Source organism: Nucisporomicrobium flavum, from assembly GCF_016464385.1.
Classification (GTDB): Bacteria; Actinomycetota; Actinomycetes; order Mycobacteriales; family Micromonosporaceae; genus Actinoplanes; species Actinoplanes flavus_A.
Genome location: NZ_JADMLH010000009.1, coordinates 152,378 through 167,729, shown reverse-complemented (window position 1 = coordinate 167,729; position 15,352 = coordinate 152,378). Strand labels below are relative to the sequence as shown.

Annotated in this window: 14 protein-coding genes; 5 read left to right on the top strand and 9 right to left on the bottom strand. The window is 73.2% G+C overall.

The genetic code is table 11. The features are described 5' to 3' along the window. Positions 1-52: 52 nt before the first annotated feature. On the bottom strand, positions 53-1,030 hold the full coding sequence (locus IT780_RS22465) for an aldo/keto reductase (RefSeq protein ID WP_199513591.1): 978 nt from the start codon (positions 1,028-1,030) through the stop codon (positions 53-55). Positions 1,031-1,097: 67 nt separating this feature from the next. On the opposite strand from IT780_RS22465, the gene IT780_RS22460 reads away from it, so the two are divergent. Continuing rightward, positions 1,098-1,865: a trans-aconitate 2-methyltransferase gene (locus IT780_RS22460; RefSeq protein ID WP_199513590.1), complete on the top strand. Its 768-nt coding sequence runs from the start codon at positions 1,098-1,100 to the stop codon at positions 1,863-1,865. A 9-nt stretch (positions 1,866-1,874) separates the two neighbouring features. Next, positions 1,875-2,903 (top strand): adenosine deaminase, encoded by a 1,029-nt coding sequence (locus IT780_RS22455; protein ID WP_199513589.1) that lies wholly within the window; start codon positions 1,875-1,877, stop codon positions 2,901-2,903. Here the strand turns inward: IT780_RS22455 and IT780_RS22450 are convergent. The 4 genes from IT780_RS22450 to IT780_RS22435 all read right to left on the bottom strand — a co-directional run bounded on the left by IT780_RS22450 (position 2,900) and on the right by IT780_RS22435 (position 7,654). Further along, complete coding sequence (locus IT780_RS22450; RefSeq protein WP_199513772.1) at positions 2,900-3,064, bottom strand: hypothetical protein; 165 nt, start codon at positions 3,062-3,064, stop codon at positions 2,900-2,902. The two genes, IT780_RS22455 and IT780_RS22450, sit on opposite strands and share 4 nt — an antisense overlap. A gap of 22 nt (positions 3,065-3,086) precedes the next feature. Continuing rightward, a complete protein-coding gene (locus IT780_RS22445) occupies positions 3,087-5,309 on the bottom strand; it encodes an RICIN domain-containing protein (protein ID WP_199513588.1) in 2,223 nt (740 codons plus the stop codon). Positions 5,310-5,543: 234 nt separating this feature from the next. Beyond that, positions 5,544-6,860 (bottom strand): HAMP domain-containing sensor histidine kinase, encoded by a 1,317-nt coding sequence (locus IT780_RS22440; RefSeq protein ID WP_233413300.1) that lies wholly within the window; start codon positions 6,858-6,860, stop codon positions 5,544-5,546. A 104-nt stretch (positions 6,861-6,964) separates the two neighbouring features. Beyond that, complete coding sequence (locus tag IT780_RS22435; RefSeq protein WP_199513587.1) at positions 6,965-7,654, bottom strand: response regulator transcription factor; 690 nt, start codon at positions 7,652-7,654, stop codon at positions 6,965-6,967. Positions 7,655-7,756: 102 nt separating this feature from the next. Between IT780_RS22435 and IT780_RS22430 the strand changes: the two genes are divergently transcribed. Genes IT780_RS22430 through IT780_RS22420 form a run of 3 tightly spaced genes read left to right on the top strand, consistent with a single transcriptional unit; the run spans position 7,757 to position 11,236 of the window. After that, the gene (locus tag IT780_RS22430; RefSeq protein ID WP_199513586.1) at positions 7,757-8,656 is read left to right on the top strand and encodes an ADP-ribosylglycohydrolase family protein; all 900 of its coding nucleotides are present in this window, start codon (positions 7,757-7,759) and stop codon (positions 8,654-8,656) included. A 59-nt stretch (positions 8,657-8,715) separates the two neighbouring features. Continuing rightward, positions 8,716-10,689 (top strand): threonine--tRNA ligase, encoded by a 1,974-nt coding sequence (thrS, locus tag IT780_RS22425; protein WP_199513585.1) that lies wholly within the window; start codon positions 8,716-8,718, stop codon positions 10,687-10,689. A gap of 31 nt (positions 10,690-10,720) precedes the next feature. Next, positions 10,721-11,236 (top strand): HIT family protein, encoded by a 516-nt coding sequence (locus tag IT780_RS22420; RefSeq protein ID WP_199513584.1) that lies wholly within the window; start codon positions 10,721-10,723, stop codon positions 11,234-11,236. On the opposite strand, the gene IT780_RS22415 is transcribed toward IT780_RS22420, so the two are convergent. The 4 genes from IT780_RS22415 to IT780_RS22400 are packed head-to-tail and all read right to left on the bottom strand — an operon-like array spanning position 11,237 to position 15,346. Beyond that, a complete protein-coding gene (locus IT780_RS22415; RefSeq protein WP_199513583.1) occupies positions 11,237-12,502 on the bottom strand; it encodes an ABC transporter substrate-binding protein in 1,266 nt (421 codons plus the stop codon). After that, on the bottom strand, positions 12,499-13,614 hold the full coding sequence (locus IT780_RS22410; protein WP_199513582.1) for a GGDEF domain-containing protein: 1,116 nt from the start codon (positions 13,612-13,614) through the stop codon (positions 12,499-12,501). The genes IT780_RS22415 and IT780_RS22410 overlap by 4 nt, the downstream gene beginning before the upstream one ends. Next, positions 13,578-14,780 (bottom strand): SGNH/GDSL hydrolase family protein, encoded by a 1,203-nt coding sequence (locus tag IT780_RS22405; protein WP_199513581.1) that lies wholly within the window; start codon positions 14,778-14,780, stop codon positions 13,578-13,580. The genes IT780_RS22410 and IT780_RS22405 overlap by 37 nt, the downstream gene beginning before the upstream one ends. Then, positions 14,777-15,346 carry a TetR/AcrR family transcriptional regulator gene (locus IT780_RS22400; RefSeq protein WP_199513580.1) on the bottom strand — a complete coding sequence of 190 codons (570 nt, stop codon included), beginning with the start codon at positions 15,344-15,346 and terminating at the stop codon, positions 14,777-14,779. Before IT780_RS22400 ends, IT780_RS22405 begins: the two co-directional genes overlap by 4 nt. Positions 15,347-15,352 lie beyond the last annotated feature (6 nt).

Genomic DNA, 15,352 nt, shown 5'->3' with positions numbered 1-15,352 from the left:
CTCCGCACCCCCGGCCGGACCGGGACCCGGGCCCCACGGCGGGGCGGCGCCGTCACCAGCGGTCATGGACCTGGGGGCGGATGAGCTCGTCGTACACGGCCTGGACCGCCTCGTGCGCCTCGGCGGGCAGGGCGGGGAGGCCGGCGGCCGCCGCGTTGCCGCGGGCCTGGTCGCTGTTGCGGGCGCCCGGGATCACCACGGTCACCGCGGGCTGGTCGAGGATCCAGCGCAGCGCGAACTGGGCCATCGTGGCGCCCTGCGGCACGTACGGGCGGAGCCGGCGTACCGCCTCGAGGCCGGTGGCGTAGTCGACGCCCGAGAACGTCTCGCCGACGTCGAACGCCTCGCCGTGGCGGTTGTAGTTACGGTGGTCGTCCGCGCTGAACGTGGTGTTCTCGTCGTAGCGTCCGGACAGCAGGCCCGAGGCGAGGGGCACGCGGGCGATGATGCCCACGCCCGCCTCCGCCGCCGCGGGCAGGACGCGCTCGAGCGGCTTGAGGCGCAGGGCGTTGAAGATGATCTGGACGCTGGCGGTGCCGGGGCGGGCGATGGCCGCGAGGGCCTCATCGACCTTCTCGACGCTGACGCCGTACGCCGCGATGCGCTTCTCCTGCACGAGGGTGTCGAGCGCGTCGTACACCTCGCCGGTGGAGAAGACCGGGGTGGGCGGGCAGTGCAGCTGGACCAGGTCGAGGGTGTCCACGCCGAGGTTGGCGCGGGAGCGGTCGGTCCAGGCGCGGAAGTTGTCGAGCGTGTAGTTGCCCGGCTCCTGCGCGACGCGGCGGCCCATCTTGGTCGCGATGGTGAGGCCGGGGTGGTCCTTGCGGAAGCTGCCGATGACCTGTTCGCTGCGGCCGTCGCCGTACACGTCGGCGGTGTCGATGAAGGTCACGCCCGAGTCGACGGCCGCCGCGAGCGTCGCGTGGGCGTCCTCCTCGGTGACCTCTCCCCAGTCGGCGCCGAGCTGCCACGCACCGAGACCGATCACTCCGACTTCCCGCCCGAGGCGGCCGAACCTGCGCTTTTCCACGAGGCCGAGCCTACCGCCCGATGGTACGCTGCCAAAAAAGACGTACGTACGGTTTGGAGGAGCGGTCATGTGGGACCCCGCCGTCTACCACCGCTACGGCACCGAGCGTTCGCGCCCCTTCTTCGACCTCGTCGCCCGCATCGGCGCCGACGCCCCGCGCGAGGTCACCGACCTGGGCTGCGGCTCCGGCGAGCTGACCGCGACGCTGGCGCAGCGCTGGCCGGGAGCGCGGATCGCCGGGGTCGACTCGTCGCCCGAGATGATCGCGAAGGCCACGGCACTGGGCGCGCCGGCCGAGTTCCGGGTCGCCGACCTCGCCGGATGGCACCCGGGACCGGAGACCGGCGTCGTGGTCACCAACGCGGCCCTGCAATGGGTTCCGGGACACCAGGAGCTGATCAGTACGTGGGTCCGCGAGCTGCCCGCCGGCGCGTGGTTCGCGATGCAGGTGCCGGGCAACTTCGACGCGCCGTCCCACCGGTTGCTGCGGAAGGTGGCGCGCAGCGAGCCGTACGCGGCCGCCGTCGGCGACGTGGTGCGGGAGGCGCCCGTGGACGACGCCGTGGGCTACTCGGCCCGGCTGCTGGCGGCCGGTGCCCGGGTGGACGCCTGGGAGACGACGTACGTGCACCTGCTGCCCGCCACCGGCGACGAGCACCCGGTGCTGCGCTGGATGGAGGGCACCGCCCTGCGCCCGGTCAAGGCGGCCCTCGACGACACGGCCTGGGGGACCTTCCGGGTCACGCTGAACGCGGAGCTCGCCGCGGTCTACCCTGCCCGGAGCGGACACGTGGCGTTCCCGTTCCGCCGGATCTTCGTGGTGGCGCAACTCTAGGGGGAGCAAGTGACCGAGCTGGCCTCGTTCATCGCCGGACTGCCGAAGGCGGAGCTGCACGTGCACCACGTCGGCTCCGCGTCGCCGCGCATCGTCGCGGAGCTGGCCGCCCGGCACGAGGGGCAGTCGCCGGTGCCGACCGACCCCGCGGCGCTCGCCGACTACTTCGCGTTCAGCGACTTCGCGCACTTCATCGAGGTGTACCTCACCGTCGTGGACCTCATCCGCGACGACGAGGACGTGCGCATGCTGACCTACGAGATCGCCCGGGAGCTGGCCCGGCAGCAGGTGCGCTACGCCGAGCTCACCATCACGCCGTACTCGCACGTGCGGCGGGGCATCCCGGCGCCGGCGTTCTGCGCGGCCATCGAGGACGCCCGGGCGGGCGCGGCCCGCGACTTCGGCATCGAGCTGAACTGGTGCTTCGACATCCCGGGCGAGGCGGGGCTGCCCGCCGCCGAGGAGACCCTCCGGATCGCGCTGGAGGAACGGCCGGACGGGCTGGTCAGCTTCGGTCTCGGCGGACCCGAGGTGGGCGTGCCGCGGCCGCAGTTCAAGCCGTACTTCGACAAGGCCCGGGCGGCCGGGCTGCACAGCGTCCCGCACGCCGGCGAGACCACCGGGCCGCAGACGATCTGGGACGCGCTGCGCGACCTCGGCGCCGAGCGCATCGGGCACGGCATCGCCGCCGCGCAGGACCCGCAGCTCATGGCGTACCTGGCCGAGAACAGGATCCCCTTGGAGGTGTGCCCGACCTCGAACGTGCGCACCCGGGCGGTGCCCGTGATCGACGAGCACCCGCTGCCGGCGCTGGTGGCCGCGGGTGTACCCGTCACGATCAACTCCGACGACCCGCCGATGTTCGGCACCACGCTCGAGGAGGAGTACGCCGTGGCGGCGCACCTGCTCGGCCTGGACGCCGCCGGGGTCGCCGGGCTGGCCCGCGCGGCCGTGGACGCGTCCTTCCTGCCGGTCGCCGGCAAGGACCGGCTCATCGCCGAGATCGACGACTACGCCGCCGCGGCGGGCAGACCCTAGAAGCGGTCCGCGTACAGCGGGTCCTGCCAGATCGCGAGCACGGCGAGGATGCCGATCGTCAGGATCGCCACCACGCGCACGACGCGGCGGCGGTTGAAGAAGCGGCCGCGACGATCGTCCTCGTCGACCTGCGGTTCGGTGCGTACGTCCGTGTCCAGCATCGTCTCTCTCCCTCGCCCGGACCTAGCCGGGCACCGCCGTCCAACTCTGGTGCCTGGCCCCGACCGGCTGCTGCAGCACGAGCATCCGGGCCGCGCCGAAACGCTGGGCGCCCACGCCGGCGGCCAGGCCACCGACGTCGGTCCGCAGGCTGAAGCCGTGGTCGGTGGCGAACAACTGCCACCGGCCACTGTCGTTCGTCGTGCAGTCGCCCTGGACCAGCGGCGCGCCGGCCACCGGGTTGCCGTCCAGCGGGACCACACACTTGCCGGTCGCCCGGGACTGCAGCGAGAAGGTGTCGCCCCCGGCGGGCACGAGCTTCCACTGCTGCTGGGCGCCGCCGTCCGCGCCGCCCAGGGTGAGCGGCGTGCCGTTGGCCGTGCGCGCCGCGTACAGGTCGGCAGCGCCGCCGGTCAGCGAGTTCGTGAGCACGAACCAGGAGTTCGCGGCGGGCCGGGCCGCGGGCGCCGACTGGGCGGTGCCCTTCGCGGTGTAGCGGTGCTTGGCGCTGCGGATGGTCACCCGGTACTTGGTGTCCGGGCGCAGCCCGATCAGCCGTGCGCGGGTCGCCACGGTGGTCGCCACGGTGACGCCGTCGACGTCCACCTCGTACGTGGCGTCGTCGGCCGCGGCGCTCCAGCTGAGGCGTACCGACGTGCTGGTCGGCTCCCGGATCTCCAGGACCGCCTGCGGGGCGGGGGCCGTGGTGGCCACCGGCGCGACCGCTACGCCCGTGGCGGCCGGCGTCTCCGGGGCGGGGGCGCCGGTCGTCGCCGCGACCGGCGGCGTCGCGGTGGGCTCGGCGGGACCGGCCGGGGCGTCGCCGCCGCCGTCGGAGGCGTCACCCCCGCTGGTCGCGGCTGTCGTGGCGGTCGCGCTCGGTGCCGGCGCCTGCGTGGGCGCGCTCGTCGCGGAGGCGCGCGGCGCGGTCGACGGCTCGGCGGGAAGGTCCTCCGGAGCGTCCGGTACGTCGTCCCCGCCGTCGCTGTGCAGCAGGAAGTCGCTGCGGGCCACGTTCCAGTTCTCGGCGAGGTAGCTGCCCGGCTTCGGATTGGTGTTGAAGTAGTCGTCGTGCCCGCAGTCGAGGCGGTTCTCGTGCTGCTTGGGGCACACCGTACGGATGGCGATGCCGGAGCGGTCCGGGCGGCACAGCAGGTCGTGGTCGTCGGTGCAGCTGCCGCCGCCGGTGGCGTTGGGGGAGTCCTGGAGCAGGGCGCCGAGCATGTGCGTGGTCTCCTGCGCGGCCACCACCGAGCCCCAGCAGCCCGCGTCGACCCGCCCGTACGACGGCCCGCCGTTGTTGCGGTTGCCCTGCCCCGGCCGGTCGTCGGCGATGTACGTGCCGATCCCGCAGTACACGTTGGCGTCGGAGAAGATCAGGTACTTGCGGTCGGCACGGTTGTAGCCCAGCGTCTGCAACGCCCCGATGGTCTGCCGGAAGGAGGCGAGGGCGCCCTCCGGCATCTGCACCTCGGCGACGTCCACCCGGCACTCCGGGGTCGTCACGTACCGGACGTGCCGGGAGCCGCCGGTCTCGGCCGCGCTCTCGTCGAAGATCCGGTCGACCCCGGCGGCCCACGTACGGATCGAACCGACGTAGTCGGTGTAGCGGCTCGGCGTGCCGAACTCGTGCAGGTAGAGCACCTGGATGCGGTTGCCCGTACGCCCGTCGCCCTCGCAGGCCACGTCGTGCGCGCCCAGCACGAAGTCGGCGTCGCCCGGCGCCGCGTCCGGGATCAGCGCCGGGGCGCCGGGGGAGAGCGAGCTGCCGCCCTGGTCGCGAACGATCTCGGCGTCCGGCGGCACGGTGCCCGCCTCGTGCCGCGGCTCGCGTGGTTCGGGCACCTTCGCGGTGACCGGGGAGACGTCGCGGCTCACCCTGAGGCCGGCGGGGGCCGGGTCGGGCCCGTGCGTGCAGGTCTCGTCGTCCAGCTCGTACGAGCCCGTGCACAGCGACTTCTCGCCGGCCGCGGCCAGCCCGTCGTAGACCAGCCCCTGCCCGGGGTCGTCGGCGGGCAGGCCGGCGTACGTGATCCGCTCACGGTCCTGGCCGCCGCAGTCCTGCCCGGAGCCGCCGCAGACGAGGCTGGGTCCCACCAGCCCGCCGATGCCGAGCACGCCGATGCCCAGCAGCACGGGCAGCAGCCGGTACGGGCGCACGCCCGGGTGGCGCCGGCCGCGGTCGGGCGCCGGGCGCCGCCGCTGCGGCGCCTCCCCACGAAGCGCAGGCCGTCGGTGCGCGGACAAATGATCTCCTTGTGCTGCGGGGACGCGGTGGGAGGGGGTTATGGGGTGACCACCTCCCACCGCGCGGGGGCTTCGCCGGCCCGGGGTGTGGGGACGTGCTGCGGGCTTCGGGCCGGGAAGCCGGATGGGATCGGGGTAGAGCGTGCCAGCCCGGGTTCGCCAGGGGAACGCCCTTAATGCAGATCTAAGCAATCGTTGTACCGTCCGGCGTAATTCCGGCTCAGGGCGGGATTTTCACTCCTCGTCCGTGCGTTGGTGCGGCCACTTGCGTTTGGCCGGGTCGCGTTCGCGGGCCATCCGGCCGACCAACCCGAAGCGGCTCGCCTGCTTGGGTGGCGCCTCGGCGTCGGCGAGCAGCATGACGACGCTCGCGCCGCCCATCGCGGCTCGGGCCAGGCTCACCGAGCCGCCGGCCGCCTGTGCCGCGCGGCGGGCGATGTCCAGCCCGAGGCCGGTGGAGCCCTGCTCGCTCTGCCCGCGCTGCAGTGCCTTCTCCGGGTCGTCGATGCCCGGACCCGCGTCGTCGACCCGCAGCGCGACCCAGCCGTCGCGCCGCGAGATGCCGACCTCGAAGGCGGTGCCCTGCGGGGTGTAGCGGAAGACGTTGCCGAGGATGGCGTCGAGCGCGGCGGCCAGCTCCGTACGGGCCACCGGCACGGGGATGCGCAGCTGCGCGCCGACGACGCGGTACTGCCTGTTCTGGTCGCCGGCCAGCGCGGACCAGAAGACCATGCGGTCGCGGACCACCTCGGCGGCGTCGCACAGGCCCTCCTCGGGGGCCTCCGCGACCTGCGCCGCGACCGCCGCCCGGGTGGTGTTGATGAGCTGGTCGACCTCGCCCTCGAGCGTGACGATGGCCTGCCGGATCCGCCGGATGCCGCGCCGGCGGTCGACCTCCTGGGCGGTCAGGTCGATGATCTGCGTGTCGTCGGGGTCCAGCGCCTCGGCGTCCAGGCGCAGCACGGTCAGCGGCGTCCGCAGGCGGTGCGACAGGTCGGCGACCAGCTCGCGTTCGCTCGTCCGGGACGTGACGAGGCGGTCGGCCATGCGGTTGAACGCGTAGCCGGCCTCGGCGAGCTCGCGCGGGCCGGAGGGCTGGATGCGGACGCCGAGGTCGCCGCCGCCCACGGCCATCGCGGCGTGCACGAGGTTGCGCACCGAGTCCACGGCGCCGCGCGCGAGCCGGTCGACGACGATCACCGAGCCGATGACCAGGCCCAGCATGATGCCGAACAGGATCCACCAGTCGCGGGCCGTGCCCTCGCCCAGCTCGGAGTCGGGCACGAAGACCTCGACCACCGATGTCTTCTGGCCCACCGTCACGGGCTGCAACCGGACGATGCCACCGGCGACGTCCACCTCGACCGGTTGGGTGGCGCGGGCCACCGACACCAGCTTCTCGACCGGCACCCGGCTGTCCTGGGTGGTGCCGGGGGCGTGCACGACCGGGTCGCCGCCGGCCGCCTTGAGCGCGGCCTCCAGCCCCTTCTTGCCCGCGCCGGCCTCGAGCGCGCCGGCGACGATCGCGCTGCGCTGCCCGGCCGCGGCCATGGCGGTGTCACGGTGGTCCGCCCGCAGCTCCCATCCGAGCGGGATGAGGAACGCGAGGGCGGCGATGGCGGTGGTGGCTGCGCTGACATACGCCAGCCGCGCCCTCAGTCCGGGGCCACCAACCGGAATCCGACTCCCCGCACGGTGCGCAGGTAGCGAGGCTTCGCCGCGGATTCGCCCAGTTTCCGACGGAGCCAGTACAGATGCACGTCGATCGTCTGGTCCTCGCCGACTGACGGCTGTCGCCATACCTCCTCCAACAGCTCACGACGGGACACCACCCGGCCCGGGCGTGCGGCCAGGTAGGCGAGCAGATCGAATTCCTTGCGGGTCAGGGCCAGCGGCTGGTCCCCGAGGCTGGCGCTGCGCTCGCCGATGTCGACGCGCAGCTCGCCCACCTCGTGCACGGCGGGCTGAGCCGTGCGGCTCGCCCGCCCGACGCGGCGCAGCACCGTGGTGATCCGCGCGTCGAGGTGGGCGCCGGTGAACGGCTTCACCATGTAGTCGTCGGCGCCGGCCCGCAGCAGCCGCACGACGGTCTGCTCGTCGTCGCGCGCCGTCGCGATGATGATCGGCACGTCGGTGATGCCGCGCAGCATCCGCAGCGCGTCGGAGCCGTCCAGATCGGGCAGCCCCAGGTCGAGCACCACCAGGTCGGGGGTTTCCGCGGCGACCCGGCGGAGAGCGTCGAGAGCCGTTCCGACGGCGTGCACGGCGTGCCCGCGGTCGGCCAGCGACCGCAGCATCGCACCGCGCACGACGTGGTCGTCCTCGACGAGCAACACCGTGGCCATGCGAAGAAGGTACTGCCCTTGGCAAGATAGACCGAATCCGTCATTCAACGGCGTCTCTCGGTCACGGAGTGTCACGACCGGTGCGTTAGGATTCCGGTACCGATGTCATTCACTCTCTTTCCCGACACCCGGGCGGCGCTCGCCGCCGACAGCCTCACCGGACTCTCCGTGGGCGACGCTTTCGGCGCCCAGTACTTCGTTCCCGGCGTACGGCCGGGAACCGTCCCGCCGCCACCGTGGCCGTGGACCGACGACACCGAGGAAGCCTGCTGCCTGCTCGCGGCGCTGACCGGCGGTGACGACGCCGACCTCGACCGGGACCGGTTCGCCGCGCTGCTCGGGCGGCACTTCGACCCCTACCGCGGTTACGGCCCGGGCGCCGTCGTCATGCTCCGCCAGATCCGGGAGGGCACGCCGTGGCCGATCGCCGCGGCGGCCGCCTTCGACGGGCAGGGCTCGGCCGGCAACGGCGCGGCGATGCGGGCCGCCCCGCTGGGCGCCTGGCACGCCGACTCGCCTGCCCGGGCCGCCGCGCAGGGCGCACTGGCCGCCGAGGTGACGCACGCGCACCCGGAAGGGATCGCCGGTGGGGTCGCGGTCACCGTCGCCGCGTCGGTGGCGGCCGCGGCGCGGCTGGAGGGCGGCCCGGTGGACCTGCTCGGCGCGGTGCTCGCGCACACCCCGCACAGCCGGGTACGCGACGGCCTGGTCGCCGCCACCCGGATCCGGTCGGCGCAGGAGGCGGCGTACGAGCTGGGCACCGGCACCCGTGCCATGGCGCAGGACACGGTGCCGTTCGCCCTGTGGGTGGCGGCGCACCACCTCGAAGACTTCCGCGGCGCCGTCGAGGCGTGCGTGGCCGCGGGTGGCGACATGGACACCACTGCCGCGATGGCCGGCGGTGTGGTCGCCGCCCGCACCGGGGCCGGGGGCGTACCGGCCGAGTGGATCGCCGCGCGGGAACCGCTGCCCGAGTGGGTGACCGCGTCGCGCGAAGCCTGACCGCGGCGACCTACTAGCATCGCCTGAGGAATCCGCTCGTCGACTGAAGGAGAACCACCGTGTCCGCAGCTCTGGTCGTGCCGGCGGGGACGACGGCGGCCGACGCGGTGGCCGCCGCAGGCCTGCCGCAGTCCGGCCCCAAGGCGATCGTCGTGGTCCGCGACGCCGACGGGCGCCTGCGCGACCTCGACTGGGCGCCCGGGCAGGACGCCGACGTCGAGGCGGTCGCGATGGACTCGCCCGACGGGCTCGACGTGCTGCGCCACTCGGCCGCGCACGTGCTCGCCCAGGCCGTGCAGGACGTCTTCCCGGAGGCGAAGCTCGGCATCGGGCCGCCGATCGAGAACGGGTTCTACTACGACTTCGACGTCGAGAAGCCGTTCCAGCCCGAGGACCTCGGCAAGCTCGAGAAGCGGATGCAGGAGATCGTCAAGGCGGGCCAGACCTTCCGCCGCCGCGAGTACGCGTCGCTCGACGAGGCCAAGGCCGAGCTGAAGAACGAGCCGTACAAGCTCGAGCTGGTCGACATCAAGGGCGACGTCGACGAGGAGGCCAAGGCGGTCGGTGCCGGCGAGCTGACCCACTACGACAACCTCGACCGGGACGGCAACCGGGTCTGGGGCGACCTGTGCCGCGGCCCGCACCTGCCCAGCACCCGGCTCATCCCGGCGGTCAAGCTGATGCGCTCGGCCGCCGCGTACTGGCGGGGCAGCGAGAAGAACCCGCAGCTGCAGCGCATCTACGGCACCGCGTGGCCGAGCCGCGACGAGCTGAAGGCGTACCTGAACCGGCTCGCCGAGGCCGAGCGCCGCGACCACCGCAAGCTCGGCACCGAGCTGGACCTGTTCTCGTTCCCCGACGAGATCGGCAGCGGCCTGGTGGTCTTCCACCCCAAGGGCGGTGTGATCAAGCGGGAGATGGAGGACTACGTCCGGGCCCGCCACATCGAGGAGGGCTTCCAGTACGTCGGCACGCCGCACATCACCAAGGAGGGCCTGTTCCACACCTCGGGCCACCTGCCGTACTACGCGGACACGATGTTCCCTCCGATGCACATGGAGGGCGCCGACTACTACCTCAAGGCGATGAACTGCCCGATGCACAACCTGATCTTCAGGTCGCGCGGGCGGTCGTACCGTGAGCTGCCGATGCGGCTGTTCGAGTTCGGCTCGGTGTACCGCTACGAGAAGTCCGGTGTGGTGCACGGCCTGACCCGGGTGCGCGGCCTGACCCAGGACGACTCGCACTCGTACGTCGCCGCCGAGGACGCCCCGGCCGAGATCAAGCACCTGCTGAACTTCGTGCTCTCGCTGCTGCGCGACTTCGGCCTGGACGACTTCTACCTGGAGCTGTCCACCCGCGACCCCAAGAGCGACAAGTTCATCGGTACGGACGAGCAGTGGCAGACCGCCACCGCGGTGCTCGAACGGGTGGCCACCGAGACCGGTCTGGAGCTGGTGGCCGACCCGGGTGGCGCCGCCTTCTACGGCCCGAAGATCAGTGTGCAGGCGCGCGACGCCATCGGCCGAACCTGGCAGATGTCGACGATCCAGTACGACTTCAACATGCCGGCCCGCTTCGGGCTGGAGTACCAGGCCGCCGACGGCTCGCGGCAGGAGCCGGTGATGATCCACTCGGCGAAGTTCGGCTCGATCGAGCGGTTCTTCGGCGTGCTGGTCGAGCACTACGCCGGTGCGTTCCCGGCCTGGCTGGCGCCGGTGCAGGTGGTGGGCATCCCGATCCGCGACGACCACGCGGACTACCTGGAGGAGTTCGCCGCGCGGCTGCGCAAGGAGGGCATCCGGGCGGAGGTCGACCACTCCACCGACCGCATGCAGAAGAAGATCCGCACCGCCCAGCAGCAGAAGATCCCGTTCATGGCGATCGCCGGCGACGACGACGTCAACGGCGGCACGGTGTCGTTCCGCTACCGCGACGGCTCGCAGCGCAACGGCGTGGCGCTGGACGAGGCGGTGGCGCACGTGGTCGAGGTCGTGCGCTCGCGGGTGAACACCGGGCCGTCCGCGGCCTGACGACCAGCCCTGCCCGCCTTAGGGTGGACGGGTGAGCGACGTGGGGGAACCGGACGGCTTCGATCGGCTCTGGACGCCGCACCGGCTGGCGTACGTGTCGGCCGGCGGCGAGAGACCAGAGGGCTGCCCGTTCTGCGTCGCCCCGGGCCTGGACGAGGCGGACAGCCTGGTCGTGGCCCGGGGCGAGCTGGTGTACGCGGTGCTCAACCTGTACCCGTACAACCCCGGCCACCTGCTGGTGTGCCCGTACCGGCACGTCGCCGACTACACCGATCTCAGCGCCGCGGAGACGGTGGAGGTCGCCGAGTTCACCCAGCGGGCGATGCGCGCGGTGCGCCGGGCGAGCAGTCCGCACGGCTTCAACCTGGGGATGAACCAGGGCGCGGTGGCCGGCGCCGGCATCGCCGCCCACCTGCACCAGCACGTGGTGCCGCGGTGGGGCGGCGACGGCAACTTCATGCCGGTGATCGGGCGGACGAAGGTGCTGCCCCAGCTGCTGGGCGACACCCGCGAGCTGCTGGCGAAGGCGTGGGCGGCGGCGGGCTGATCAGCGCACCTGCCGCGCCTCCGTGACGGCTTCCTGCCACGCCTGTTCGGGGACCAGCTTGCCGATCTCGACCTCGCTGAGCTTGCGCTCGATGATCCCGCGGACCGCGGCGTTGTGCCGGCCGAGGTACTGCACGGGCTTGCTGGCCACCGCGCTGGTGAAGATCCGGCCCACCGGGGCGTCGGAGAAGAACGGGTTGCGGAACGACGTGACGGCCGGGTCGGCGTAGAGCTTCGGCACGGACGGCAGGTTCCCCGTCTCGATGAAGACCCGGCGCTGCTGCTCGGGTGCGGTCAGCCAGGCGGCCAGCTCGTACGCCTCCCGCGGATGCGCGCTCTGCTTCGGCACGGCCAGCCAGGAGCCGCCCCAGTTGCCGGCGCCGCCGGGCACGGCCGTGACGTCCCACAGCCCGCGGCTGGCGGGTGCGTTCTGCTTGATCCAGCCCAGCACCCAGGCCGGGCAGGTCAGCGTGGCGAAGCGGCCGCTCTGCAGCGCGGCGAGCCACTGCGGGTTGAACGGCACGTACTTGGCGGACTCGCCCGCCTTGATCATGTCGACCGTCTGGTCCCAGGCCGTCCGGACGCCCGGCTCGGTGGTGATGGTCAGGTTGTCGTCGCGGTCGAAGTAGCCGGTCGTCTGCTGCGCGAGGATCTGGTTGTAGACGTTGATTGCCGAGTCGGTCCACTGCGCGGGCAGGTCGGCCTTCTGGAACCGCCGCCCCGCCGCGATGTACGCCGGCCAGTCCGGCCACAGCTTCGCCACGGATCCGCGGTCGGCGGGCAGCCCGGCCGCCTTGAACAGGTCCGGGCGGTAGCACATGGCCAGGCCGCCGACATCGGTGCCGAGCCCGATCTGGGTACGGCCCCCGTCGGTCAGCATGGTCTCCCACTTCCACGCCAGCCACGCGTCCTTGCGCTGCCCGGCGCCCAGGTCCAGCAGGTTCACGAAGTCGGCGGAGCGGTTGCGGAACTGGACGACGTACCCCTCCTCGACGGCCACGACGTCACCCGCGCCCGTGCCCGCGTCCAGGCGCTGCGCCAGCTGCTCGTGGTGCGCGACGAAGTCGCTGACCCGCTCGACCACGCGGATGCCGGGATGGGCGGCCTCGTACTCGCGCAGCAGCGTCTTGTAGCCGAAGTTGCCGAAGTCGTCGACGGTCAGCGTGATGCGGCCGTCGCCGGAGGCGCCCGCGGAACCGCACGCGGCGGCCCCGGCCAGCAGTGCTGCGCCGGTGAGCGCTGCCACGAACCTGCGTACTCGGTTCATTGCGGAACCACCTCGCCCTTCTTCGCGCGGTACATGGCGGCGTCGGCGTGCTGGAGCAGCGTGCTGAGGTCCCTGCCGTGGGCGGGTGCGACCGCCACGCCGATGCTGGTGCCGACCACGATCGGCCGGTCGTCGATGAGCACGGGCCGGCGGACCGCCTCGTGCAGGGTGGCCGCGACGGCCGCGGCCTGCTCGGCACCGGCCCGCGGCAGCAGGACGGCGAACTCGTCGCCGCCCAGCCGGATCGCGGTGCCGCAGCCGTGGCAGGCCTGTTCGATCTCCTGGGCCACGGCGGCGAGGAGGACGTCGCCGGTGTGGTGGCCGTACGTGTCGTTGACGCCCTTGAAGCCGTCGAGGTCGAGGACCAGCAGGGCGGCGGGGCGCTGGGCGGACGCGGCGGGCAGCGCGTGGTGCGCGAGCCGGCGCAGCTTCTCCCGGTTGCCGAGCCCGGTGAGCGGGTCGTGCACCGCGGCGTGTTCCTGGGCCTTCTGCCGGCGACGTACCTGCAGCACCCCGCCGAGCGCCACGAGCAGCACGATCAGGCCGCCGCCGTAGAGCAGCCGGGTGGACCGGGCGATCGACGAGTCGATGTCGCGGCGGGGCAGCAGCACGACGGCGAGCCCGTCGACGACGCCGTCACCGTTGGCGTCGTACGGGTAGTTGACCTCGAGCAGGTGTTCCCCGGTGTGGTGGTCCTCGGCGTAGCCGACGCTCGGCTCGTCGAGGCGTACGGCGGCGCGTTTCGCCTCGCCCAGCCGCCCGGCGAACTGGTGGTCGGGGTCGGCGTAGACCAGCCGGCCGTCGCCGAGCGACCAGATCATCAGCCCGCGCAGCTGCCCCTTCTGCTGCAGCAGCACGACGTCGGTGTCCAGCTGCGCGCGGTTCGCCGGGTGCAGCTCGTCGGTGAGGTCCTGCAACGTGAGGCTGCGGTCGATGACCAGCGAGCTGATCACCACGACGCCCTGCAGCGCGCTGTCCAGCGTGCGGGTGCGTACCTGCTGCTGCAGCGCGTAGACGCCGCCCGCGACCGTGGCGATCACCGCGGCGACGACGGCGAGCAGCACCCACCACGACGTCAGGGCGCGCGGTTCGGTGGGGCGTCGGCGGGACACGCTTCTGTGATCGTCACCTCGGCGTGGGAGCTGAGGAATGGCAGCCGCGCGAAGCGTTCGCCGATGCGGCGGTGGGTGGCCGCGTCGGGGTGCAGCCGGTCCGGCAGCGGCAGCTCCTCGGCGTCGGCCTCGCCGTACAGCTCCCGGCCGTCGAGGTGGTGCAGGTGGGGGTCCCCGGCGGCCCGCTGCGCCACGATGCGGGCCAGCTCGTCGCGGATGACGCGCAGGGTGAGCTTGCCGGCCGTACGCTCCGCCGGGTCGCCCGTGGCCCGGAAGCGGATCTCCCCGGCCCGCAGCGCGTCGAGGTCGAAGGCGCCGGGCCCGGGGGTGTCCTCGTGGATGGGGCACAGCAGCGGCGAGATCACCAGCAGCGGCGTGGCCGGGTGCCCGTCGCGGATCGTGTCGAGGAACCCGTGGACCGCGGGGACGAACGCGCGCAGCCGCATGAGGTCGGCGTTGACCAGGTTGATGCCGATCTTGACGCTGATCAGGTCGGCCGGGGTGTCGCGCATCGCCCGGGCGGTGAAGGGGTCGAGCAGGGCGCTGCCGCCGAAGCCGAGGTTGATCAGCTCCACGCCGGCCCGGGCGGCGGCGATCGCCGGCCAGGTCGTGCTCGGGGTCGCCGCGTTGGAGCCCTGGCTGATCGAGCTGCCGTGGTGCAGCCACACCGGGCGGCCCGTGCCGGGTGCCGGCTCGACCGGTGCGTCGGTGCGCAGGGCCACGAGCTCGGTGGTCTCGTTGTGCGGCAGCCAGATCTCCACGGTCTTGTCGTGGTCCCCCAGCCCTGTGAAGCGCAGCGTGCCGGCCGGTCCGGGCCGCGTCTCGGCCGTGCCGGCGGCCATGTCGACGGTCACGGTGACGCCGCCCGGCACGCTGCCGCTGCCGGCGAGCCGGCCGTCGACCATGAGGTCGTAGACGCCCTCCGGGCGGGCCGGCATGCCCGCGTACACCCGCTTGGTCGGCACGGTGTCCAGCTCGACGACGGTCGCCCTGCTGCGGAAGACCACGCGTACGCCGGAAGGCTGGGACTCCGCCATCAGGAGCTGACCGTCGGCGCCTCGCGCCCGGGCCTGAGCGGGAAGCCGGTGCGGCAGGAGCCCGCGCTCCGTGGTCTCGGCCTCCAGCGCGCCGCGCAGCAGGTCCGGGGTGACCGGGGTGGTGATCACGGCATCATCCTCATCCGCAGGAGCCCGTCGAGGGCGTCGAGAATCCGCTCCCAGCTCGTCTGGCTGTCCGGGGCGCTGTGGTCGAAACCGCCGGCCGCCTCCAGGTCGGCGTACCCGTGGAAGACGCTGCCCAGCAGGCGTACGGCGTGGGTCTGGTCGGGTCCGGTGAGCTCGTAGCCGCGCAGGATCGCCCGCATCATCTGCGCGTGCCGGACGCCGGCGCTGCCCGCGGCGGTCTCGGCGTCGAGCCGGAGCCGGGTGGCGGCGTACCGGCCGGGATGCGCGCGGGCGTAGTCGCGGTACACGTTGGCGAAGGCGATCAGCGCGTCGCGGCCGGCCCGCCCGGCGAGCGCCTCCGCGGCCCGGCCGGCCAGCTCCTCGAGGGCGAGCAGCGCGATGCCCGTCCGCAGGTCGTCGGCGTTGCGGACGTGCGAGTAGAGGCTGGCGACCTTCACGTCGAACCGGCGCGCCAGCTCCGAGGGGGTGACCCGGTCGAAGCCGATCTCGTCGGCGAGGTCGGCGCCCGCCCGGATCAGCCGGTCCCGGGACAGCCCTGCGCGTGTCATGCCCAG